Consider the following 21,539-nt stretch of genomic DNA (forward strand, 5'->3'; position numbering starts at 1 on the left):
GGACACCCGGTCGCGACGTCCACGCCGGCATCAATGTAATCGATTACCTTCACCAATACTCCTCCCATCGGAATTAGACGCTAACCTAGTTTCTGAGGTACGTAAAGCAGGTTTGTGCTTGCGACTACATCCCCAATTCGTCGGAGCGCGAAGGGACTGTCTATGCGTGGTGTGCCTTGATGAAGTCGATGAATGCCCTAAGCGGCGCCGGCACCAGCCGCCGCCCCGGATAGTAGAGGAACGGGCCTGAAAAACGCAGCCACCAGGGTTCCAGAACCGGCTCCAGTGCTCCGCTGTCGAGGTGCGGACGCAGCCATTCCTCGAACAGGGCCACGACGCCGAGCCCCGACACGGCCGCGTCGATGGCGAGATCACTTGCTCCCCCCGCCTGGACGATGAGCGGACCGGTCGGATCGACGACGACGAGCTCGCCATCCTTCTCGAATTCCCAGGGGGGCATCCGGCCGCTGGCGAAGCGGTGACGCAGGCAGGTATGGCGCAAAAGATCACGCGGATGCTCGGGCCGCCCGTGACGGTCAAGATAGGCGGGCGATGCGGCGGCGGCAAAACATTGAACCCTCGGGCCGATCGGCACGGCGATCATGTCCTGCTCCAGCCGCTCTTCATAACGGATACCCGCATCGCAGCCCACCTTCAGGACATCGACGAAGCTCTCGTCCGTCATCACCTCCAGACGCACATCGGGATAGGCCTTGAGAAATTCCGGCACGATGTGCGGCAGCACGAGCCGGGCGGCGCTGGCGGGCACATTGAGGCGAAGCGAACCGACCGGCCGGTCGCGGTAGCCGTTCACCACGTCGAGCGCCGCTTCCATCTCGTCGAACGCCGGGCCGACCCGCTCCAGCAGCCCTCGGCCCGCCTCGGTTGCGATGACGCTTCGCGTGGTTCGGTTCAGCAGCCGCACGCCGAGTTTCGTTTCAAGGCGCCTGACCGCCTCGCTCAGGCTGGAAGCGCTGGCATCCGATGACCGTGCAGCCTCCCGAAAGCCTCCGGCTCGCGCCACCGCAACGAAAGCCTCAAGATCGCTCGTCTCGATTTTCATTGTTCGCTATTCCGCACAACCCGTCCGAATTGTAGCGCCTTATCCCGCCTATCGCCAACCTCTATCTTTTGCTCATCAGCAAAGGAGACGACCATGCCCCTCGACACCGTCGGAACATTCACCCTCGGCAACCGCACCGTGAAACGGCTCGGCTACGGCGCCATGCAGCTCGCCGGCCCCGGCGTTTTCGGCCCGCCGAAGGATCGCGCCGCCGCCATTGCCGTCCTGCGGGAGGCTGTTGCCGCCGGCGTCGACCATATCGACACGAGCGACTTCTATGGGCCGCATGTCACCAACCAGATCATCCGCGAGGCCCTTCACCCCTATCCGGATAATCTCACCATCGTCACCAAGGTATCGGCCAGACGCGGCCCGAATGCCGAATGGCTCCCGGCCACATCCAAGGAGGAACTGACCGCCGCCGTCCACGACAACCTTCGCAATCTCGGCGTAGACGTCATCGACGTCGTCAATTTCCGCTCAATGCTCGATGTGCACGGTCCGGCCGAAGGATCGATCGAGGAACAGGTGACGGTGCTCGCGGACCTGCAGCACCAGGGCCTGATCCGCCATATCGGCCTTTCCAACGTCACCGCGAAACAGGTGGCCGACAGCCGCAAGATCACCGAAATCGTCTGCGTGCAGAACATGTACAATGTTGCTCATCGGCAGGACGATGCTTTGATCGACCAGCTTGCCGGCGAGGGCATTGCCTACGTGCCCTTTTTCCCGCTCGGCGGCTTCTCGCCGCTCCAGTCCTCGACGCTTTCGAACGTCGCGGAACGGCTCGGCGCCACACCCATGCAGGTGGCGCTTGCGTGGCTCCTGCAGCGCGCGCCGAACATCCTTCTCATCCCCGGCACCTCGTCGGTCACGCACTTGAAGGAAAACCTTGCGGCTTCCGAGCTGACCTTGCCGGAAGATGCGGTCCGCGAGCTGGATGGGATTGGGGGCAAACAAGCTGCGTGACGCGAGCAGTCACCTCCCCCTCTGGCCTGCCGGCCATCTCCCCCACAAGGGGGGGGGGGGGAGAAAACAAGCCGCCCCGCCTCCGTCCCCATCGGCACGGAAAACAGCGCGGCAGGTTAAGCCCCTCCTCCTTGTGGGGAGGGGTTGGGGAGGGGAATGCCCTCACACATACCGGTTGACGACGTTCTCCAGATATTCCTGACGGCCGGAGACCGGTTCCGGATTGATGTTTTCGCGCTCCACCATGGCGGCGATCTCATCGAGCTTGTATTCGCCGCGCAGCATCTTCTGGGCTTCCGGGCTTTCCCACTTCTCGTAGCGGGCATCGAGCGGCTTCTTCAGCGCGCCGTCCTCCAGCATCCGGGCGGCTGCCTTCAAGCCCCGCGCGCAGCAATCCATGCCGCCGATATGGCCGATCAGCAGATCCTGCGGATCGAGCGACTGGCGGCGCAGCTTGGCGTCGAAATTGGTGCCTCCGTTCTTGAAACCGCCGCCCGCCAGCACGTGATAATAGGCAAGCGCCATTTCCGGCACGTTGTTGGGGAACTGATCGGTATCCCAGCCGGACTGGTAGTCGTTGCGGTTCATGTCGATCGAGCCGAAAATGCCGAAGGCGTTCGCCATGGCGAGCTCATGCTCGAAGGAATGACCGGCCAGGATCGCATGGCCCTGCTCGATATTGACCTTCACTTCCTTCTCCAGCCCATGCTTCTGCAGGAAGGCATAGACGGTGGAAACGTCGTAATCGTACTGGTGCTTGGTGGGCTCCTGCGGCTTCGGCTCGATGAGGATCGTGCCCTCGAAGCCGATCTTGTACTTGTATTCGACGACGAGGTTGAGGAAGCGGCCCATCTGGTCGAGCTCGCGGGAGAAATCCGTGTTGAGGATGGTTTCATAGCCCTCGCGGCCGCCCCACAGCACATAGTTGGAACCGCCGAGGCGCTTGGTGGCATCGAGGCAGGTCTTCACCGTCGCCGCGGCGAAGGCAAAGACGTCCGGATCCGGATTGGTAGCCGCGCCCGCCATATAGCGGCGGTGCGAAAACATATTCGCCGTGCCCCAGAGGAGTTTCACGCCGGTTTCGGCCTGCTTCTTCTCGAAATAGTCGACGATCTCGTTGAGGTTCTTCGTGTTCTCCGCGAAATTATTGCCTTCCGGGCGAACGTCCGCGTCGTGGAAGCAATAGAAAGGCGCGCCGAGCAGCGAGAAGAATTCGAAGGCGACATCCGCCTTCATCTTCGCCGCTTCCATCGTGTCGGAGAACCAGGGGCGCTGGAAAGTCTGGCCGCCGAACGGATCGCCGCCCGGCCAGGTAAACGAATGCCAGTAAGCGACCGCGAAGCGCAGATGATCCTCCATGCGCTTGCCGGCGACGATCTCGTCCGGATTGTAGAAGCGGAAGGCCAGCGGATTGGTGCTGTCCGGTCCCTCGTATTTGATCTTCGAAATATCGCCGAAAAATCCTGTGCTCATGGTCATATCCTCCTTGGCAACTCGTTAAACTACGAAAAGTCCCCCTCTGCCTGCCGGCATCTCCCCACAAGGGGGAGAGGACCAGAGCATCGCCTGCCCATTCGGGAAAGCGAAGTTCGGGGCACTGGAGCCCCTCCCCCTTGTGGGGAGGGGTTGGGGAGGGGTCTTCACCCTTCCCGATCAGGATCAATTCAATGCGCCAGCGCCTTCAGCGCCGGATAGAGCGCCCGGTAGCGGGCATAAGCCGTCTCGTAGGCTTCCGAGAGCGGCCCGACCGGCTCGATCGTCTCGGCCGTCTCGGGTGCCGAGCACACCGCGAGCGGGTGCGCACCTGTCGCCGCGATGAGGCCGAGGCGTGCCGCGCCGAAGGCCGCGCCGAAATCGCCGTCCGCCGGGATATCCACCGGCACGCCGAGCGAGGTGGCGATCGAGGCAAGCCAGTAGCGGGAGCGCGAACCGCCGCCGATCGCCGTAACGCGGGAGATCGAGGTGCCGGCGGATTTCAGCGCTTCGAGATTATCCCTGATCGCAAAAGTGACGCCTTCCAGCACCGCCTGGGTCAGCACCGCGCGGCTCGATTCGTGCTCGAGCCCGATGAAGGCGCCGCGAATGGCGGCATCGTTGTGCGGCGTGCGCTCGCCGGAAAGATAGGGCAGGAAGGTGACGCCCGTCGGCGCTTTCAGTTTATCGCCGAGCTCGGCGGTAAGATCGGCGGCGGATTTGCCGGTCACATGCGAATGCCAGTTGAGCGCGTCGGTTGCCGACAGGATGACGCCCATCTGATGCCAGGTCTTCGGGAGCGCATGGCAGAAGGCGTGGACGGCGCTTTCCGGCTTCGGCAGATAGGAAGCGTTTGCGGCAAAGAGCACGCCGGAGGTCCCGAGCGAGACGAAGGCATGCCCCTCGCCGACCGTGCCCATGCCGCAGGCCGAGGCCGCGTTGTCCCCTGCCCCGCCGGCCACCACCACGCCTGCGCCCATGCCCCAGTTAAAGGCGAGTTCGCCGCGCAGCCTGCCGGCCTGATCGGTACCCTCGACCAGCGATGGCATCTGCCTTTCGGAAAGGCCGGTCGCAGCGAGCAGTTCGCCGGACCACTTGCGAGCCCCCGTATCGAGCCAGGAGGTGCCGGCCGAGTCCGACATTTCCGAAATGTGCTCGCCGGTCAGCCAGAGGCGCAGATAATCCTTCGGCAGCAGGACCTTGGCCACTTTTGCGAAGATTTCGGGTTCATGCTTCTTCACCCAGACGAGCTTGGGCGCGGTGAAGCCCGGAAACACGATATTGCCGGTGATCTGGCGGAACCGGGAATCGGCGTCGAGAGCCGCCGCCTCTTCATGGGAACGCGTATCGTTCCAGAGGATGCAGGGGCGCAGCACCTTGTCCTCGGCGTCGATGAGCGTCGCGCCATGCATCTGGCCGGAAAGGCCGATGCCCTTCACGGCGGCGAGCTCCTTCGGGAACTTGGCCTTCAGCCCGGCGACAGCTTCTTCGGTCGCGCGGATCCAGTGCGCCGGGTCCTGTTCCGACCAGCCCGAATGCAAGCGCGAGACTTCCAACGAGCCGCTGGCCGAACCGACGATCTTCTGATCGCCGTCGATCAGCATGGCCTTCACGCCGGAGGTTCCGAGGTCGAGCCCTAGATACATGGTGCTTCTCCTAATGGGATGCGCTGCCTCACGGCAGATTGTCTTTCAGGAATATGTCGATACGAATGCGCTCCTGCGCGGCGATCACCGGCAGGCCGTCCGCCTTGGCTTTCAGCACGCGGATCGCGCTTCTCACTTCGTGGCCGGCATCCTGATTGAGCACCGCATCGATCGTCCCATCCATGAGAGCGGCGCGCGTGGAGGCCGTCAGTTCGTGGGCGATCACCACCGGCCGCTCCCGCCTTGTCTGCACAGCCCGGATGAGACCGCGATTGCCCGCTCCGAGGCTGTAGATACCGGCGATATCGGGATGGTTCGCGAATGCTTCGGCAAGCGCCGTTTCGGCAAGCGTCGGGTCGTCCCTGCCCTCAAGCACCGGCAGGATGTCGAGATCGGGAAAAGAGCCCCCGACAACTGCCGAGAAACCTTCCAGCCGCTCGCGATGGTCGCGCACCAGCATGGAACCGGCAAGCACCGCGACCTTTGCCTTTCGGCCGGAGAGGAAACGTCCCATGAGGCCGGCGGCGGTGCGGCCGGCGGCGATATTGTCGATACCGGCATAATGGTCGCGACCCGAATCCGGCAGGTCGGAAACCAGAGTGACGACGGGAATACCGGCCGCCTGCAGCCGCTTGGCCGCCGCGCGCACTTCGGGCGTATCGATCGCCACGAAGGCGGCACCGGCCGGCCTGCTCTCCACCACCGCGTCAAGCGCGCAGACCAGCGCTGCCGGATCGAAGGGCGGCACCTCGATGATGCGGATATCGGTGCGCTCCGCACTGGAGCGGGCGATCGCCCCGCGTACTTCCTCGGCCAAACCGATCATGAAGGAATTGTCGTTGGCGGGAAGGATGAAGGTGAAGGCATAGGTCCGGCCCTTGGCGAGATTGGCGGCGGCGAGATCGCGCACATAGCCAAGCGTCGAGATTGCTTCCTCCACCCGGCCGCGGGTGATCTCGCGCACACCGGGCCGGCCGTTCAGCACGCGGTCCACCGTGGCGAGGCTGACGCCCGCGATCTTCGCGATGTCGTGGACAGTGGGCTTCATGTCTCCTCCGCCGACCTTCGTAGCCGAATTTCTGAGGTACGTAAATCAGAAATCTGAGGTACGCCCTTCAAAAATTGCGGGACGCGCAAAAGCAAAGGGCCGTCGCTTGCGCGGCGGCCCTCCGGCGGTGGATTTCCTTGAAATTCAATGGCCTCCGCCACCGCTTCCGGCCGGCGGCGCCGCGGGTTTGGAGATCAGCATGACGAGCAGGATGAGGCCTGCGAAGAGGCCGGTCAGCGTCAGGAACACGTCGATGAAGGACATCAGCCAGGCCTGCTGGGTAATCATGCCCGAGAGCCTCTGCATGGCCGCGGTGGCGCCGTCGAGGCCGTAGGAATCGAAATTGGCGCCGACGCTGTCGAGCCAGTCGAGAGCAGCCGGATTGCCGTAGTTCACGTGTTCGGAAAGGCGGGCATAGTGCTCGTCGCTCCGCTGGGTCAGCATGGTGTTGATGATCGCAAGACCGACCGCGCCGCCGAGGTTGCGGGTGAGATTAAAGAGGCCCGACGCATTGCGGATGCGGGCCGGCGGCAGCGTACCGAGCGCGATGTTGTTGATCGGCACCATGCACAGCATCATCGAGCAGCCGCGCAGGATCTGCGGGATCAGGAGTTCGTAGAAATCCCAGTCCTGGGTCAGCCCGGTCATCAGATAAGTGCCGAGCGCGAAGCCGCCGAAGCCGATCGCCATCATCAGGCGCGGATCGAGCTTGTTCGACAGAAAGCCCGCGACCGGCGCCGTGAAGAACATGGCCAGCCCCGAGACGAACATGGTCTCGCCGATCATCAGCGAATCGTAGCCGCGGATGCGTCCGAGATAGAGCGGATAGAGATAGGTGAGGCCGTAGAGACCGATGCCCATTACGAAGGAGAAGAGCGAGCCGAAGGCGAAGTTGCGGTTGGCGAAGGCGCGCAGATCCACCACGGGGAACTCCACCTTGAAGGCCCGGAAGAAGAACACCACCGCTCCGATCACCATCACGACGGAGCCGACGACGATATGCTCGTCGCTGAACCAATCCTTGTTGTTGCCCTCTTCCAGCACGTATTCCAGCGAGCCGAGAAAGAGGCCCATGGAGATGAGGCCCCACCAGTCGAACTTCTTCCAGAGGCTCATCTCGGGTTCGTCGAAATCGATCAGCAACCAGGCAAGCGCGGTGACGATGATGCCCGGCACGATGTTGACGAGGAACAGCCAGTGCCAGGAAAAGGCATGGCTGAGATAGCCGCCGACCGTCGGACCGATGGTTGGCGCAAGCGTGGCGACCAGGCCGATGATCGGTGAGACGATGGCGCGCTTGGAGGGCGGGAAGATGGTGAAGGCGGCCGCGAAGACCGAGGGGATCATGCCGCCGCCGATAAAGCCCTGGATCGCCCGATAGACAATCATCTGCTCGATATTGGTCGCGGTGGCGCAGAGCGCCGAGGCAAGGGTGAAGCCCGCCGCGCATATGGAAAAGAGCACGCGCGTGGAAAGGATGCGCGCAAGCGTGCCCGAAAGCGGGATCATGATGACTTCGGCGATCAGATAGGACGTCTGCACCCAGGCGACCTCATCCGAGCCGGCGGAAAGGCCGGCCTGGATTTCGGCGAGCGAGGCCGAGACGATCTGGATGTCCAGGATCGACATGAACATGCCGAGCACCATCGCGAAGAACGCGATGAGCTTGCGTCTGTCCATGGGTTGATCGGCGGAGCCTGCCTGAGAGGGGGCGCCCGCAACGGCCGTCGTTGCCATGGCCGTTCTCCTTGAAGCTTCGTCCGGTTACTTTACCGCCGCCACGGCATTGCCGCCGGCGGGCGCGGTACGGGTATCGACATCGACGACGACGCTCAGGCCCGCGCGCAGATGCTGCTGCTCGAGATCGTCCTTCGGAATGGAGATCCGGACCGGAACGCGCTGCACGACCTTGGTGAAGTTGCCGGTGGCGTTTTCAGGCGGCAGCAGCGAGAAGACCGCGCCCGAGGCAGGCGAAACGGATTCCACCGTGCCGATGATCGGACGATCCTCATAGGCATCCACATGCACGCGGACCTTCGAGCCGACCTCGATATGGCCGAGCTGCGTTTCCTTGAAATTGGCCGAGATGTAGAGTTCGGTCAGCGGAACGAGCGCCGCGAGACGCTTGCCGGCGGATACGAGATCGCCGGTCTGGACCGCCAGATTGCCGACGATACCGTCATAGGGCGCCTTGAGAACCGTGAAGTTCAGGTCGCGCTCGGCCTTGTCGCGGGCGATTTCCTGCACCCGGATGGTGTTGTCGGCCTCGTTGCGCTGGGCATGGAGAAGCTCGATATTGGCGCGAGCGGACGCGACATTCGCCTGGCCGGCGACAAGATTGGCCTTGGCCTCATCCAGCGCGATATTGGCCTTGTCGAGATCGGCCGTGGTGCCGACCGACTTGGAGGCGAGTTCGCTGGCGCGCTTCTGAGTGATCTCGGCGCCGCGGAGAGACGCTTCAAGCGCGCCCTGCTGCGCCTCGGCCTGCTTCAGCGTGGCCTGAGCGCCGACGATCTGGGCATCGATGCGGGAAACGGCGAGCCTGGCGCTCTCGATATTGGCGTTAGCCTGTTCGAGCGCGAGCCGGTAATCGCCGTCGTCCAGGGTAACGAGCGGATCGCCGGCCTTCACGGCCTGGTTCTCGACCACGTCGACCTTCGCGACATAGCCGGAAACCTTCGGCGAGATGATGGCGATATCGCCTTCGACATAGGCGTCGTCGGTGGTCACAAGGAACCGCCCGTCGGTCCACCAGTTGTAACCGTACCAGGCCGCCCCGCCGAGGAGCGCAACGACAAGGACGGGCAGAAGAAAGCCGCGGCGCTTCTTCTTCTGGGGTGGGCTGACGGCCGGCGCCGCGATTGCATCCGCCGGCGGTGCTGCGGTAGGCTGTTCGGCCGCCGGAGCCTGCTTGCGGGCTTCGACTTCAACAGATTCCGCGCTATCATTCGTCACGGCGCGCAGGGCGCCCGTATTATGGGAGGACGTCATTTTGGTTTACCGTCGTCGGAGGTGCTATCGTCTGTCGAACCGCTTGTCTCAATCGAACCGTTCGGTTCAGCGCCGCTTGACATAGGCCCTTCGGTACCACATATCAAGGGCAAATCGAACCGATCGGTTCGAAAAAGTTAAAGGGGCATGAAACATGACCAGAACGAGAAAGGACGAGCTCTGCGGGCAGGGCCCGCCGGGCCGTTTCGCCGCAGGCGAGGACCCGGCCAAACGCGAGCAGATCATTGACGGCGCCAAGCGCATATTCATGAAACTCGGCTTCGATGCCGCCAGCATGAACGACATCACGCGCGAGGCGGGCGTCTCGAAAGGCACCATCTACGTCTACTTCCAGAACAAGGAAGACCTTTTCGCGGCGATGGTGGAGCGTGAGCGGCAACGCATCACCTCTGCGATGCAGGACGTGCTGCAGGGCAGCGAGGAAGTCGAGGACGGCCTCTTCCGCTTCGGCATGGGCTTTGCGGCTCACACCACCTCGCCCGGCGTCATCAGGGCGATGCGGACGATGACCGGAGTGGTCGATCGCATGCCGGGGCTCTGTCAGCAGTTCTTCAGCTCACCGGCGAACATCCGCACAGTGCTGCAAGCCTTTATCGAGCGGCATGTGATGCTGGGCACGCTGAAGGTCGAGGATACGGACCTGGCGGCGCGCCAGTTCATCGAGCTTTCCAGCGGCATGTTCTTCAAGTTCCGCCTGTTCGGCGAACTCAACGACGTGCCGCCGAAGGAAGAACTCGAACGGGTGGTGAGAAGTGCCGTGAAGGTCTTCATGGCCGCCTATGGCACTGTCGAGAAACCCGCAATGGTGAAAATGGCGGAACCAGCCTGAATTCAGGCGGTTCCGCCGCAACTTCCCCTTGTCTTATTCACGCCGATCCTTAAATCGGACGGGGCAATATGCCTTGTGATCGAGAAAGGGACATTGGATGGATATCGCAGCGCTCGTCGCAGACCCCACCGCCTGGGTGGCGCTCGTCACCCTGGTGGTGATGGAAGTGGTACTGGGTATCGACAACCTCATCTTCATATCCATCCTCACCAACAAGCTTCCGCCCGAGCATCGCGACAGGGCACGCAAGATCGGCATCGGGCTTGCTCTCATCATGCGCCTGGCGCTTCTCGGCACCATCGCCTGGATCGTCCAGCTCACGCAGCCGGTCTTCACGCTGTTCGATCACGCCTTCTCCTGGAAGGACATGATCCTGATCGCCGGCGGTCTCTTCCTCGTCTGGAAGGCAACCAAGGAAGTTCATCACACCGTCGATCCCGTCGATCATAAGGAAGACATGGTCGGCGGCACCGCGGCCATGACCTTCGGCTCGGCGATCACACAGATCCTGATCCTCGATCTCGTCTTTTCGATCGACAGCATCATCACCGCCGTCGGCATGACTCCGCATGTGCCGATCATGTTCGTCGCCGTGATCGCGGCGGTCACCGTGATGCTGCTGGCGGCAACCCCGCTCGCCAACTTCATCGAGCGTAACCCCACCATCGTGATGCTGGCGCTCGCCTTCCTGCTGATGATCGGCACGACGCTGATCGCCGAGGGCATGGGCTTCCATGTGCCGAAGGGCTATGTCTACGCCGCTATGGCCTTCTCGGCGCTGGTCGAGGTCCTGAACATGTGGGCGCGCAACGCCCGGGAGAGAAAAAAGAAGGCAGGGCAGACGACGGTGCATTGATGCCTCTCACCTCCCCTTGAGGGGGGAGGTCGCCGCAAAGCGGCGGGTGGGTGACAAAACCCATAGACCGCTACTCGCACATATTACGGGTCACCCCACCCCGGACCTCCGGTTCTCAGGGGCGAGCCGCGTGTCTCGCCCCGTCCTCCGGACCCCACCTCAAGGGGAGGGTAAAAGCCCTTATCTCCGCGCCAGTTCCCGGTCGATCGCCGAGACGAGGCGGCTGTCGTCGGCCGTCACGTCCGGCGCGAAGCGGGCGGCGATCTCGCCGTTGCGGCCGATCAGGAACTTCTCGAAATTCCAGAGGATTTCGTTGTCGTCGGCAACCTCCATGCCGAGGCTGCGCAGACGCTCTTTCATGGGGCCATCCCCGGTCACCGGCGTGCCGGATGCCGTAAGTTGCTTGTACAGCGGATGCTTGTCCTCGCCGTTGACCGAAACCTTGGAAAAGATCGGGAACTTCACGTCATAGGTGGAGGTGCAGAATTCGACGATTTCGGCATCCGTGCCGGGCTCCTGGCCCTTGAAATTGTTGGCCGGAAAAGCAGCGATGACGAAGCCGCGCTCGCGCTTGTCCTCGTAAAGCTTCTCGAGGCCTTCGTATTGCTTGGTCAGCCCGCATTTCGAGGCGACGTTCACGACGAGCAGGACATTGCCCTTGTACTCGTTGAGCGAGGTCTCGCGCCCATCGGCAAGCTTTACCGGCACTTCCAGAATTCCACTCATTCGCAATCTCCATTAAACATGCGGCCGGGCCAAGTTATCCGGCTCCCGCCGAATGTCCAGCAACGTGACTGCACGCACCATGGCATTGATAACCGACGCAAAAGCGGCAAGTATCCCGCCGACAGCCCCATCACTTCCTCACCGCCCGGAGCAGCATGACCACAGACCAGATTTTCGCCTTCGCCGTCATCGCCGCGATGATGGCGGTCTTCATCTGGGATCGTTTCCGCTATGATGTCGTTGCCTGTTGTGCGCTGGTTCTGGCCGTCGTGCTGGGCGTCGTGCCGTTCGACAAGGCGTTTTCCGGATTTTCGGACGATATCGTCATCATCGTCGGCAGCGCGTTGATCGTCAGCGCCGGCGTGGCCCGTTCCGGCGTGGTCGATACCGCCATCAAGAAATTCTTCCCCAATCTGAATTCGGTGCGCACCCAGCTTGCGTTGCTGATGATCGTCGTCGCCGTGCTTTCCGCCTTCATCAAGAATATCGGGGCGCTGGCGATCATGATGCCGGTCGCCTTCCAGTTCTCGCGACGCTCCGGGGTTTCGCCATCGCTCTACCTGATGCCGATGGCCTTTTCCGCCTTGCTCGGCGGGCTGATGACGCAGATCGGTACCTCGCCCAATATCGTGGTCTCGCGGCTTCGCGAGGAGATGACCGGCACCTCCTTCACCATGTTCGACTTCACGCCGATGGGCGCGCTGCTGACGATCGTCGGCGTCACCTTTCTCCTGTTCTTTCACTGGCTGGTGCCGAGCCGCACGAAGCAGAACACGTCCATCGAAGACGTCATGGAGATCGCCAACTATACGTCGGAAGTCACCGTCACCGCCCAGTCCTCCGTAGTGGAAAAGCCTGTCAGCGCGCTCCTGAAGCTCGGCGACGGAGAGGTCATCGCCACAGCCGTGCTGCGCGGCACCACCCGCATGTCGCCTTTCCCGGACCTCACGCTGAAAGAGGGGGACGTGGTGCTGCTGGAGGGCTCGTCGGCAGCACTCGACCGCACGGTTTCGAGCGGCAGGCTGAAACTCTCCGGGAAACCGCTGACGGAGCGGGGCCAGGTACAGGCCGACATCATTTCCGTCGAGGCGATCATTTCGCAGGAATCCTCGCTGAAAGGGCTCTCGGCCAGGGAACTTGCGCTCTCCTACACCCGCGGCGTCAACCTGCTCGCCATCAGCCGGCGCGGCGAAAGGCTCACCGAGCGACTGGGCAGCATAACGCTGATGGCCGGCGACATTCTGGTTCTGCAGGGCAACCGCAGGAACCTGACCGCCGTGCTGCAGGATTTCTCGCTGCTGCCACTCGCCCAGCGCGAAGTGCTGCTCGGCACGCGCCGCCGCGCCTTCATTCCGCTCGTCATCCTGGCGCTCGCCATGGCGGCGACGGCGGTCGGCATCGCTCCGGTCTCGGTGGCATTCTTCGTGGCCGCGCTCGGCATGCTGGTCTTCCGCGCCATCCCGCTTGCCGACATCTACAAGTCCATCGACGGGCCGATCCTGGTCATGCTCGCGGCGCTGATCCCGGTTTCGGATTCGCTGCGCACCACCGGCGGTAGCGAGCTGATCGCCGGCTGGCTCGGCAATGCCGCGGCAAGCCTGCCCGCCTGGGGCGCGCTGGGCTTGATCCTGGTGACGACCATGGCGGTCACCCCCTTTCTCAACAATGCCGCGACGGTGCTGGTGATGGGGCCGATCGCGGCGAGCTTCGCCACCAATCTCGGCTTCAAGCCGGAGGCCTTCCTGATGGCGGTGGCGATCGGCGCGGGCTGCGACTTCCTCACTCCCGTCGGCCACCAGTGCAACACGCTGGTCTTCGGGCCGGGCGGCTACCGGTTCTCCGATTATCCACGCCTTGGACTGCCGCTTTCGTTCATCATCGTGCTCGTCAGCGTGCCGGCGCTGCTCTATGTCTGGCCGGTAGGGTAGCCATGCCGGCCAAAAACCTTGACGCCCGCGGCTGAATATGCGCTAAGGCCTGCCCAAATCGACATTCCCGCAAGCATGCACGCGCCGCTGAGGCGCCTGAAATCGAGCGACAATTCATGATCAATCCGACCCCGCGCGTCCGCATCGCCCCCTCGCCTACCGGCGAACCGCATGTCGGCACCGTCTACATCGCGCTTTTCAACTATCTCTTCGCCAAGAAGATGGGCGGCGAGTTCATCCTGCGCATCGAGGATACCGATGCGACGCGCTCGACGCCGGAATTCGAACAGAAAGTGCTCGACGCGCTGCGCTGGACGGGATTGACCTGGGCGGAAGGTCCCGATGTCGGAGGCCCCTATGGCCCCTACCGCCAGTCCGACCGCAAGGCGATGTACCAGCCCTATGCCCAGGAGCTTCTGGACAAGGGTCATGCCTTCCGCTGTTTCTGCACGCCGGAAAGGCTCGAACAGATGCGCGAGGCGCAGCGCGCTAGCGGCAAGCCGCCTAAATACGACGGTCTCTGCCTCAACCTCAAGGCCGAGGAAGTGACCGCGCGCTTGGGCGCAGGCGAAGCCTCCGTCATCCGCATGAAAATCCCGACCGAGGGCAACTGCGAATTCCATGACGGCGTCTACGGCGATGTCTCGATCCCGTGGGATTCGGTCGACATGCAGGTGCTGATCAAAGCCGACGGGATGCCCACCTATCACATGGCGAACGTCATCGACGACCACTTGATGAAGATCACCCATGTGGCGCGCGGCGAGGAATGGCTGGCGTCCGTGCCGAAGCACATCCTGCTCTACCGCTATTTCGAGTGGGAACAGCCGGTCTTCATGCATCTGTCGCTGATGCGCAATGCCGACAAGTCCAAGCTTTCGAAGCGCAAGAACCCGACCTCGATCTCCTACTATTCGGCGCTCGGCTATCTGCCGGAAGCGCTGATGAACTTCCTCGGCCTCTTCTTCATCCAGATTGCCGAGGGCGAGGAGCTTCTTTCTATGGAGGAGCTGGCGGAGAAGTTCGATCCGGACAACCTCTCCAAGGCCGGCGCGATCTTCGATATCCAGAAGCTCGACTGGCTGAACGGCCGCTGGCTGCGCGAGAAGCTGTCGCCGGAGGAATTCGTGGCGCGCACGCTCGAATGGGCATCGGAAAACAGCCGCCTGACGGAAGGCCTGAAGCTTTCGCAGAGCCGCATTTCCAAGCTCGGTGAACTGCCGCAGCTCGCGGGCTTCCTGCTTTCGAGCGATGTCGGCCTGGCGCCGGCCTCCTTCGCGGGTCTGAAGACCAGCCCGGCCGAGACGCTGGAGATCCTCAACACCGTGCAGGCCGATCTCGAAAAGATCCTGGAATGGAATGTCGAGACGATCGATGCGGAACTGCGCGCCGTTTCCGACAAGCTCGGCAAGAAGCTGCGCGTCGTTACCCCGCCGCTTTTCGTTGCCATGTCCGGGTCCTCGCGCTCGCTGCCGCTGTTCGACTCTATGGCGCTGCTCGGCCGCTCGGTCGTGCGCCAGCGGCTCAAGGTGGCCGCGACGGTAGTGGCGCAGATGGTGGGTGAAGGAAAGTAAAGGCATGCGCGACGGGTTCCCTCCCCCTTGTGGGGAGGGTTAGGGAGGGGTCTTTCTTTCCTAGTCGGAAACCCCTCCCCGTCGCTTCGCTCCGACCCTCCCCACAAGGGGGAGGGTTAAGCCCAGCCAGCCGCACCGGCGAAACAAGACAAACTTGCCTAAAGGCGAAACACGATGACCGAAACAAAGACCGAAACCGCCCTCTCCTCCGACGCGACGGAAGTCCGCGCCCAGAAGCTCAAGCTCCTGCGCGAGAAGATCGGCGACGTCTATCCGGCGCATTTCCACCGCACCATGACCAATGCGGAACTCGCGGAGAAATACCAGAACCTCGAGGCGGACGTGGAAACGCAGGATGTCGTGACGGTCGCCGGCCGCGTCTATTCCTCGCGCAATTCCGGCATGTTCATGGACATCCATGACGCATCCGGCAAGATCCAGATCTTCTCCCACAAGGATGTGACGCCGGAAGAAGCCCGTGACATGCTTCCGATGATCGATATCGGCGACATCATCGGCATCACCGGCACCGTGCGGCGCACCAAGCGCGGCGAGCTGTCGATCAACGCCCAGTCGATCATCATGCTCACCAAGTCGCTGCTGCCCATGCCGGAGAAGTGGCACGGTCTTTCCGATATCGAGCTGCGCTACCGCAAGCGCCATCTCGACATCATGACCAACGAGGAATCGAAGCTCCGCTTCCAGCAGCGTTCGAAGATCGTTTCCGGCATCCGCCGCTTCATGGAAAACGACGGCTTCATGGAAGTCGAGACGCCGATGCTGCAGGCGATCTACGGCGGCGCCACGGCCGAGCCCTTCAAGACGCATCACAACACGCTGAAGCTCGACATGTACCTGCGCATCGCGCCGGAACTGTTCCTGAAGCGCACGCTGGTCTCGGGGCTTACCGACAAGGTGTTCGAGATCAACCGCAATTTCAGGAACGAAGGCGTCTCCACCCGGCACAATCCGGAATTCACCATGATGGAGTGCTACTGGGCCTATGCGGATTACGAGGACATGATGGACCTCGTGGAGCGCATGTTCGCGCAGCTCGCCATGAGCATCCACGGTTCCACCGAGTTCAAGTTCCAGGACAAGGAGCTCTCCTTCAAGGGCCCGTTCAAGCGCGTTCCGATGCCGGACGCGGTGAAGGAAGCGACCGGCATAGACTTCCTCGCGATCAAAACCGACGAGGAAGCCCGCGCCGCTGCCAAGGGCGCCGGCTTCGAGGTGGAGAAGGACTGGACCTGGGGCGAATGCCTCGCCTTCATCTTCGAGGAGAAGGTCGAGGGCACGCTGATCCAGCCTTCCCACGTCACGCATTTTCCGAAGGACATCTCGCCCTTTGCCAAGGAAGTGCCGGGCGAGCCGCGCCTCGTCGAGCGCTTCGAGACCTATTGCAACACCTGGGAACTCGGCAACGCCTTCTCCGAGCTTAACGATCCGGAGGAGCAGCGCCGCCGCATGGTGGAGCAGCTCGAGCAGGCCCATGTCCGCGGCGAAAAGGACAAGCAGCTCGATGACGAATTCCTCGACGCCATGGACCAGGGCATGCCGCCCGCCGGGGGCCTCGGCATCGGCGTCGACCGGCTGGTGATGCTGCTGACGGATTCTCCCTCGATCCGCGACGTGATCCTCTTCCCGGCGCGTCGCGCCAAGGCGGATTGAGCCGGTCTCGGCTGCAAGACGTACAATTCGAATGACTGAAGGCTCGTGCGTCTGAAGGCGCGCGAGCCTTTTCTTTTGCGTTCATCGCCGGTTCAGCGCCGAAGGCCGACCATGTTGCAATGGAAGGAGAAGGTCATGCGAACGCTTGTCCTGCTTGCCGCCGCCGCGATGACCGCAAGCCCGGCTCTGGCCGGAAGCCAGTCGTCGAACTCGAGTTCCAACAGCTCATCCGACAACGGTGTCGTGCGGGAGCGGCTGGTCGAAACCCATTGTGAAGACGGCTACTGCGAACGCTACGTCCGCAAACGCGTGTCCCGCGACGACGGACGACGCTACGAAAGCGAGCGGCTCCGGCGATATCGCGCCTATGACGATTGACGCCGGCAAGCTCTACCCGAGCCCGAATTCCCGTCAGCCGTCGTGCCCCGGCACAGGCTCTCCATGAGCGGTGACCGGCGCGCCATGCTCCGCCGTCACCGCTACCGCGTTCGGATCGATGCAATCCGCATCGTCGGTAAACGCCGCCACCATCGGCTTGACGTCCTCCAGCGGAAGATCGAAGCGGATTCCGTAATATTCTCCGGCCTCGCTCGCCGGACCGTCGAGATAATAGGCGGTATAGACTTGCGAGGCGGCGCCTTCCGGCACCTTCGAGAGATCGGGAATGTAGACGACCTGCGCGCCGATCATCCTTCCGCGCATCAGCGCTCGGTCCTTCGGACCGGCAGGGTCGAGCACCGTGACCTGGACGAGATCCGCCTTTTCATGCGCCTGAACGCTACGAGCCACGCGCAACGCCGTCCTCACCCGCGACATACCGTCGGCCCGCTTGTCCGCCGTCACGTATTTGCGCACCCAATACGTGCCGTCCCGCTTGATCCGGGCGGTCTGGACGGTGGTGCATTTGAGGCCGTTCGTCCCGGAAAAGGATGGACCGAGAAGCCGGTCGGCGCCGATAAATACGGCCGCCGTTCCGCTTGCGCTGCAAAGCACGAGAACGCCGCCGAAGGCGAGGAAGAGCGTCCGCGAGAAATTCAATCTCCGGACATTCACGGGCCGGACTCCGGCATGGTCAACTCCAATCTACGCAACACAAAGGTCATGGAACGGAGCGATCCTGCCGCATTCTAATTGAGGAAGCTTTAATTCATCCGCGGTTCGTATTTTCTGGAACTTCCTTTTTGCGAATGAGTTGCAATAGCATTGACAGCACGAAAAAGGTCGCTAGTTTGGATTGCGAATGAATTGCAAAAGGAGTTCAGCCCGCCATGGGTGCCAGGAAGTTCGTTATTGCCTTTGCCGCCCTGCTTCTTTCCCCGCTTGCCGCCTGGTCGCAGGAAGAAAAGCCGAAAGTGGTCACCACCTTCACCGTCATCGCCGACATGGCGAAGAATGTCGCCGGCGATGCGGCCGATGTGGAAAGCATCACCAAGCCTGGCGCTGAAATCCATAACTACCAGCCGACCCCGCGCGACCTTTTGCGCGCCCGCGATGCGGACCTCGTGCTGCGCAACGGGCTGAACCTCGAACTCTGGTTCGAAAAATTCCTCACCAATCTCGGCGACGTGCCGAGCATCACCGTGAGCGACGGCGTGGAGCCCATGTCGATCGCCGGCGGCGCCTATCAGGGCAAGCCCAACCCGCATGCCTGGATGTCACCGGAAAATGCGGTCATCTACGTGGAGAACATCCGCAAGGGGCTGACGGAGATCGATCCCGCCCATGCGGAAGTCTATGCCGCCAACGCCAAGGCCTATACGGACAAGATCCGCGCCGCGATCCAGCCGATCCGCGACGAGCTCGCCGCCCTTCCCGAGGATCACCGATGGCTGGTGACGAGCGAAGGCGCCTTCTCCTATCTTGCCCGTGATTTCGGCCTGAAGGAGCTTTACCTCTGGCCGGTCAATGCCGACGCTCAGGGCACGCCTCAACAGGTGAAGGCCGTGATCGACGCCATGCGCGAGCACAAGATCAACGTGATCTTCAGCGAAAGCACGGTTTCCGCCGAGCCCGCCGAGCAGGTCGCCCGCGAGACCGGAGCGAAATATGGCGGCGTTCTCTATGTCGACTCGCTGAGCGAGGAAGGCGGGCCGGTGCCCACCTATCTCGACCTTCTGCGCGTCACTTCGGAGACCATTGCAAAGGGACTTGCCCAATGATGATGGGAAAGACGAGGCCGGCCAGCGCCGGCCTCAGGATCGACAACATCACGGTCGCCTACCGCACGGGCCTCACGGCCCTGCGGCAGGCGAGCTTCACTGTTCCGCGCGGCACGATCACCGCGCTCGTCGGCGTTAACGGGGCTGGCAAATCGACGCTCTTCAAGGCGATCATGGGCTTCGTGCCGCTGGCCGAGGGCTCGGTGGAAATTCTCGGAATGCCCGCCCGCGAGGCGCTGAAGAAGAACCTCGTCGCCTATGTGCCGCAGGCCGAGGAGGTGGACTGGGACTTTCCGGTTCTCGTCGAGGACGTGGTGATGATGGGCCGTTACGGCCACATGAATTTCCTGCGCATTCCTTCCCGCCGCGACCACGAGATGGTGACCCAGGCGCTGCGGCGCGTGAACATGGAAGAATATCGTAAGCGCCAGATCGGCGAGCTTTCCGGCGGCCAGAGGAAACGTGTCTTTCTCGCCCGCGCGCTCGCCCAGGAGGGGCAGATCATCCTGCTCGACGAGCCCTTCACCGGCGTCGATGTGACGACCGAGGAGCAGATCGTCACGCTCCTGAAATCGCTGCGCGACGAGGGCCGGGTGATGCTGGTCTCCACCCATAACCTCGGCAGCGTGCCGGATTTCTGCGACCGCACCGTCTTCGTGAAGGGCACCGTGCTCGCCTACGGCAAGACGGAGGACACGTTCAACGAGGCCAATCTGGAAAAGGCCTTCGGCGGCGTGCTGCGCCACTTCATCCTCGGCGGCTCCGACCTGCACGAGGATGCCGACGAGCGGCGCGTGAAGGTCATCACCGACGACGAGCGCCCCTTCGTGACCTATGGCAGCAACGGCAACAAGCCGAAGGAGAAGGCGGATGCTCCAGACGCTTCTTGAACCCTTCACCTACGGCTACATGACCAACGCCATCTGGGTAAGCGCGCTGGTCGGCGGCGTCTGCGGCTTTCTCTCCGCCTACCTGATGCTGAAGGGCTGGTCGCTGATCGGCGATGCGCTCTCCCACTCCATCGTGCCGGGCGTTGCCGGCGCCTATATGCTAGGCCTCCCCTTTTCGCTCGGCGCCTTCATTTCCGGCGGGCTCGCGGCCGGCGCCATGCTCTTCCTCAACCAGCGAACAAGGCTCAAGGAAGACGCCATTATCGGCCTCATCTTCACCTCCTTCTTCGGCCTTGGCCTCTTCATGGTGTCGCTCTCGCCGACCTCGGTGAACATCCAGACCATCGTTCTCGGCAATATCCTCGCCATCACGCCGGCCGATACGCTGCAGCTCGTCATCATCGGCGGCGTCAGCCTCGCCGTCCTCGCGCTGAAATGGAAGGATCTGATGGTGGCCTTCTTCGATGAGAACCATGCCCGCACCATCGGCCTCAATCCGGATTTCCTGAAAGTGCTGTTCTTTACGCTGCTTTCGGCCTCCACCGTCGCGGCGCTGCAGACGGTCGGCGCTTTCCTTGTCATCGCCATGGTGGTGACGCCGGGCGCGACCGCCTACCTGCTCACCGACCGGTTCGAGCGGCTGATCCTGCTGGGGCTGGTGATCGGCGCGGCCACGAGCTTCATCGGCGCTTATCTCAGCTATTTCCTGAACGGCGCGACGGGCGGCATCATCGTCGTGCTGCAGACCGCGCTCTTCCTGATCGCCTTCCTGTTTGCGCCCAAGCACGGCATGCTGGCCGCCCGCCGACGGCTGCGCAGGACGCTCAAGGAGACGACATCATGAGCGGCTTTCTCGATTTCATCGATCTCGCGACCTTCCCCTTCCAGATCGATTTCATGCAGCGCGCCTTCATCGTGACGCTGATGATCGCCATACCCATGGCGATGCTCTCCTGCTTCCTGGTGCTGAAAGGCTGGTCGCTGATGGGCGACGCGGTCTCGCACGCCGTGCTGCCAGGTGTGGTGATCGCCTATATGCTGTCGATCCCGTTTGCGATCGGCGCCTTTGTGGCCGGCATGATCTGCGCGCTGGCGACGGGGTTCCTCAAGGAGAACAGCCGCATCAAGGAAGATACGGTGCTCGGCATCGTTTTTTCCGGCATGTTCGGGCTGGGTCTGGTGCTGTTCGTGAAGGTGCAGTCTGACGTGCACCTCGACCATATCCTCTTCGGCGATATGCTCGGCATCCTGCCTTCCGATCTCGTGGAGACGGGGCTGATCGCGCTTGTTGCAACACTCTTCCTCGTCATCCTGCGCAAGGACCTGCTGGTGCATTCCTTCGACGAACAGCATGCGAGGGCGATAGGTCTGCCCGTCCGGCTTCTGCATTACGGGTTGCTCGCGGTGCTCTCGCTCGCCGTCGTCGGCGCGCTGAAGGCGGTCGGCATCATCCTGTCTGTGGCCATGCTAGTAGCGCCCGGCGCCATCGCCTTCCTCCTGACACGCCGCTTCACCGCCATGCTGCTGACGGCCGTGGCGATTGCCGCCGGCTCTTCCGTTCTCGGCATCTATGTGAGCTTCTTCCTCGACAGCGCCCCTGCCCCGACCATCGTTCTTCTGATGACCGCGCTCTTCATCTTCGCTTTCGTGAAGACCACCATGACGGCCCGCACGGCAAGTTCGCGCTGACCCTCT

At 62.6% G+C, this 21,539-nt stretch carries 19 protein-coding genes; 11 read left to right on the plus strand and 8 right to left on the minus strand.

Annotation, left to right across the window (positions count from 1 at the left end; translation table 11 throughout):
• Window positions 1-160: 160 nt before the first annotated feature.
• Window positions 161-1,063: a LysR family transcriptional regulator gene (locus YH62_RS13630; protein ID WP_046794750.1), complete on the minus strand. Its 903-nt coding sequence runs from the start codon at window positions 1,061-1,063 to the stop codon at window positions 161-163.
• A gap of 93 nt (window positions 1,064-1,156) precedes the next feature.
• Here YH62_RS13630 and YH62_RS13635 point away from each other — a divergent pair, with 93 nt between their 5' ends.
• Window positions 1,157-2,032 (plus strand): aldo/keto reductase family oxidoreductase, encoded by an 876-nt coding sequence (locus YH62_RS13635; RefSeq protein WP_046794751.1) that lies wholly within the window; start codon window positions 1,157-1,159, stop codon window positions 2,030-2,032.
• Window positions 2,033-2,194: 162 nt separating this feature from the next.
• On the opposite strand, the gene xylA is transcribed toward YH62_RS13635, so the two are convergent.
• From xylA to YH62_RS13660, 5 genes are all read right to left on the minus strand, one after another.
• Window positions 2,195-3,505 carry a xylose isomerase gene (gene xylA / locus YH62_RS13640; protein WP_046794752.1) on the minus strand — a complete coding sequence of 437 codons (1,311 nt, stop codon included), beginning with the start codon at window positions 3,503-3,505 and terminating at the stop codon, window positions 2,195-2,197.
• Window positions 3,506-3,696: 191 nt separating this feature from the next.
• The gene (gene xylB / locus YH62_RS13645) at window positions 3,697-5,151 is read right to left on the minus strand and encodes a xylulokinase (RefSeq protein WP_046794753.1); all 1,455 of its coding nucleotides are present in this window, start codon (window positions 5,149-5,151) and stop codon (window positions 3,697-3,699) included.
• A 28-nt stretch (window positions 5,152-5,179) separates the two neighbouring features.
• Entirely contained in the window at window positions 5,180-6,199 is a 1,020-nt protein-coding gene (locus tag YH62_RS13650) for a LacI family DNA-binding transcriptional regulator (protein ID WP_046794754.1), read from the minus strand.
• 144 nt (window positions 6,200-6,343) lie between these two features.
• Window positions 6,344-7,936 (minus strand): DHA2 family efflux MFS transporter permease subunit, encoded by a 1,593-nt coding sequence (locus YH62_RS13655; RefSeq protein ID WP_046794755.1) that lies wholly within the window; start codon window positions 7,934-7,936, stop codon window positions 6,344-6,346.
• Window positions 7,937-7,963: 27 nt separating this feature from the next.
• Window positions 7,964-9,190, minus strand: a complete 1,227-nt coding sequence (locus tag YH62_RS13660; RefSeq protein ID WP_046794756.1) for an HlyD family secretion protein — start codon at window positions 9,188-9,190, stop codon at window positions 7,964-7,966.
• Window positions 9,191-9,344: 154 nt separating this feature from the next.
• Between YH62_RS13660 and YH62_RS13665 the strand changes: the two genes are divergently transcribed.
• Window positions 9,345-10,040, plus strand: a complete 696-nt coding sequence (locus YH62_RS13665; RefSeq protein WP_046794757.1) for a TetR/AcrR family transcriptional regulator — start codon at window positions 9,345-9,347, stop codon at window positions 10,038-10,040.
• A 97-nt stretch (window positions 10,041-10,137) separates the two neighbouring features.
• Window positions 10,138-10,896, plus strand: a complete 759-nt coding sequence (locus tag YH62_RS13670) for a TerC family protein (RefSeq protein WP_046794758.1) — start codon at window positions 10,138-10,140, stop codon at window positions 10,894-10,896.
• Between the two features lie 180 nt (window positions 10,897-11,076).
• Here the strand turns inward: YH62_RS13670 and YH62_RS13675 are convergent, their stop codons facing one another.
• Complete coding sequence (locus tag YH62_RS13675) at window positions 11,077-11,622, minus strand: glutathione peroxidase (RefSeq protein WP_046794759.1); 546 nt, start codon at window positions 11,620-11,622, stop codon at window positions 11,077-11,079.
• 155 nt (window positions 11,623-11,777) lie between these two features.
• Here YH62_RS13675 and YH62_RS13680 point away from each other — a divergent pair, with 155 nt between their 5' ends.
• From YH62_RS13680 to YH62_RS13695, 4 genes are all read left to right on the plus strand, one after another.
• Window positions 11,778-13,550, plus strand: a complete 1,773-nt coding sequence (locus YH62_RS13680; protein WP_046794760.1) for an SLC13 family permease — start codon at window positions 11,778-11,780, stop codon at window positions 13,548-13,550.
• 116 nt (window positions 13,551-13,666) lie between these two features.
• A complete protein-coding gene (gene gltX, locus YH62_RS13685; protein WP_046794761.1) occupies window positions 13,667-15,124 on the plus strand; it encodes a glutamate--tRNA ligase in 1,458 nt (485 codons plus the stop codon).
• A gap of 174 nt (window positions 15,125-15,298) precedes the next feature.
• Window positions 15,299-16,795, plus strand: coding sequence for a lysine--tRNA ligase (lysS, locus tag YH62_RS13690; RefSeq protein ID WP_046794762.1), 1,497 nt, complete (start codon window positions 15,299-15,301; stop codon window positions 16,793-16,795).
• Between the two features lie 135 nt (window positions 16,796-16,930).
• Window positions 16,931-17,173, plus strand: a complete 243-nt coding sequence (locus tag YH62_RS13695) for a hypothetical protein (RefSeq protein ID WP_046794763.1) — start codon at window positions 16,931-16,933, stop codon at window positions 17,171-17,173.
• A gap of 33 nt (window positions 17,174-17,206) precedes the next feature.
• On the opposite strand, the gene YH62_RS13700 is transcribed toward YH62_RS13695, so the two are convergent.
• Window positions 17,207-17,848 (minus strand): hypothetical protein, encoded by a 642-nt coding sequence (locus tag YH62_RS13700; RefSeq protein WP_137326630.1) that lies wholly within the window; start codon window positions 17,846-17,848, stop codon window positions 17,207-17,209.
• Window positions 17,849-18,063: 215 nt separating this feature from the next.
• Here YH62_RS13700 and YH62_RS13705 point away from each other — a divergent pair, with 215 nt between their 5' ends.
• From YH62_RS13705 to YH62_RS13720, 4 genes are read left to right on the plus strand one after another with little or no spacing between them, the layout of a single operon-like run.
• Window positions 18,064-18,954, plus strand: a complete 891-nt coding sequence (locus tag YH62_RS13705; RefSeq protein ID WP_046794764.1) for a metal ABC transporter substrate-binding protein — start codon at window positions 18,064-18,066, stop codon at window positions 18,952-18,954.
• A complete protein-coding gene (locus YH62_RS13710; RefSeq protein ID WP_046794765.1) occupies window positions 18,951-19,844 on the plus strand; it encodes a manganese/iron ABC transporter ATP-binding protein in 894 nt (297 codons plus the stop codon). The genes YH62_RS13705 and YH62_RS13710 overlap by 4 nt, the downstream gene beginning before the upstream one ends.
• Entirely contained in the window at window positions 19,825-20,688 is an 864-nt protein-coding gene (locus tag YH62_RS13715) for a metal ABC transporter permease (RefSeq protein WP_046794766.1), read from the plus strand. Before YH62_RS13710 ends, YH62_RS13715 begins: the two co-directional genes overlap by 20 nt.
• Complete coding sequence (locus tag YH62_RS13720; RefSeq protein WP_046794767.1) at window positions 20,685-21,533, plus strand: metal ABC transporter permease; 849 nt, start codon at window positions 20,685-20,687, stop codon at window positions 21,531-21,533. The genes YH62_RS13715 and YH62_RS13720 overlap by 4 nt, the downstream gene beginning before the upstream one ends.
• Window positions 21,534-21,539 lie beyond the last annotated feature (6 nt).

Origin of the sequence: Rhizobium sp. LC145 (genome assembly GCF_001005825.1) — a bacterium.
Lineage (GTDB): Bacteria > Pseudomonadota > Alphaproteobacteria > Rhizobiales > Rhizobiaceae > Neorhizobium.

Coding starts and splice junctions, on each gene's coding strand:
- YH62_RS13630 (WP_046794750.1), bottom strand. CDS start 1,063: ATGAAAATCGAGACGAGCGATCTTGAGGCTTTCGTTGCGGTGGCGCGA.
- YH62_RS13635 (WP_046794751.1), top strand. CDS start 1,157: ATGCCCCTCGACACCGTCGGAACATTCACCCTCGGCAACCGCACCGTG.
- xylA (WP_046794752.1), bottom strand. CDS start 3,505: ATGAGCACAGGATTTTTCGGCGATATTTCGAAGATCAAATACGAGGGA.
- xylB (WP_046794753.1), bottom strand. CDS start 5,151: ATGTATCTAGGGCTCGACCTCGGAACCTCCGGCGTGAAGGCCATGCTG.
- YH62_RS13650 (WP_046794754.1), bottom strand. CDS start 6,199: ATGAAGCCCACTGTCCACGACATCGCGAAGATCGCGGGCGTCAGCCTC.
- YH62_RS13655 (WP_046794755.1), bottom strand. CDS start 7,936: ATGGCAACGACGGCCGTTGCGGGCGCCCCCTCTCAGGCAGGCTCCGCC.
- YH62_RS13660 (WP_046794756.1), bottom strand. CDS start 9,190: ATGACGTCCTCCCATAATACGGGCGCCCTGCGCGCCGTGACGAATGAT.
- YH62_RS13665 (WP_046794757.1), top strand. CDS start 9,345: ATGACCAGAACGAGAAAGGACGAGCTCTGCGGGCAGGGCCCGCCGGGC.
- YH62_RS13670 (WP_046794758.1), top strand. CDS start 10,138: ATGGATATCGCAGCGCTCGTCGCAGACCCCACCGCCTGGGTGGCGCTC.
- YH62_RS13675 (WP_046794759.1), bottom strand. CDS start 11,622: ATGAGTGGAATTCTGGAAGTGCCGGTAAAGCTTGCCGATGGGCGCGAG.
- YH62_RS13680 (WP_046794760.1), top strand. CDS start 11,778: ATGACCACAGACCAGATTTTCGCCTTCGCCGTCATCGCCGCGATGATG.
- gltX (WP_046794761.1), top strand. CDS start 13,667: ATGATCAATCCGACCCCGCGCGTCCGCATCGCCCCCTCGCCTACCGGC.
- lysS (WP_046794762.1), top strand. CDS start 15,299: ATGACCGAAACAAAGACCGAAACCGCCCTCTCCTCCGACGCGACGGAA.
- YH62_RS13695 (WP_046794763.1), top strand. CDS start 16,931: ATGCGAACGCTTGTCCTGCTTGCCGCCGCCGCGATGACCGCAAGCCCG.
- YH62_RS13705 (WP_046794764.1), top strand. CDS start 18,064: ATGGGTGCCAGGAAGTTCGTTATTGCCTTTGCCGCCCTGCTTCTTTCC.
- YH62_RS13710 (WP_046794765.1), top strand. CDS start 18,951: ATGATGATGGGAAAGACGAGGCCGGCCAGCGCCGGCCTCAGGATCGAC.
- YH62_RS13715 (WP_046794766.1), top strand. CDS start 19,825: ATGCTCCAGACGCTTCTTGAACCCTTCACCTACGGCTACATGACCAAC.
- YH62_RS13720 (WP_046794767.1), top strand. CDS start 20,685: ATGAGCGGCTTTCTCGATTTCATCGATCTCGCGACCTTCCCCTTCCAG.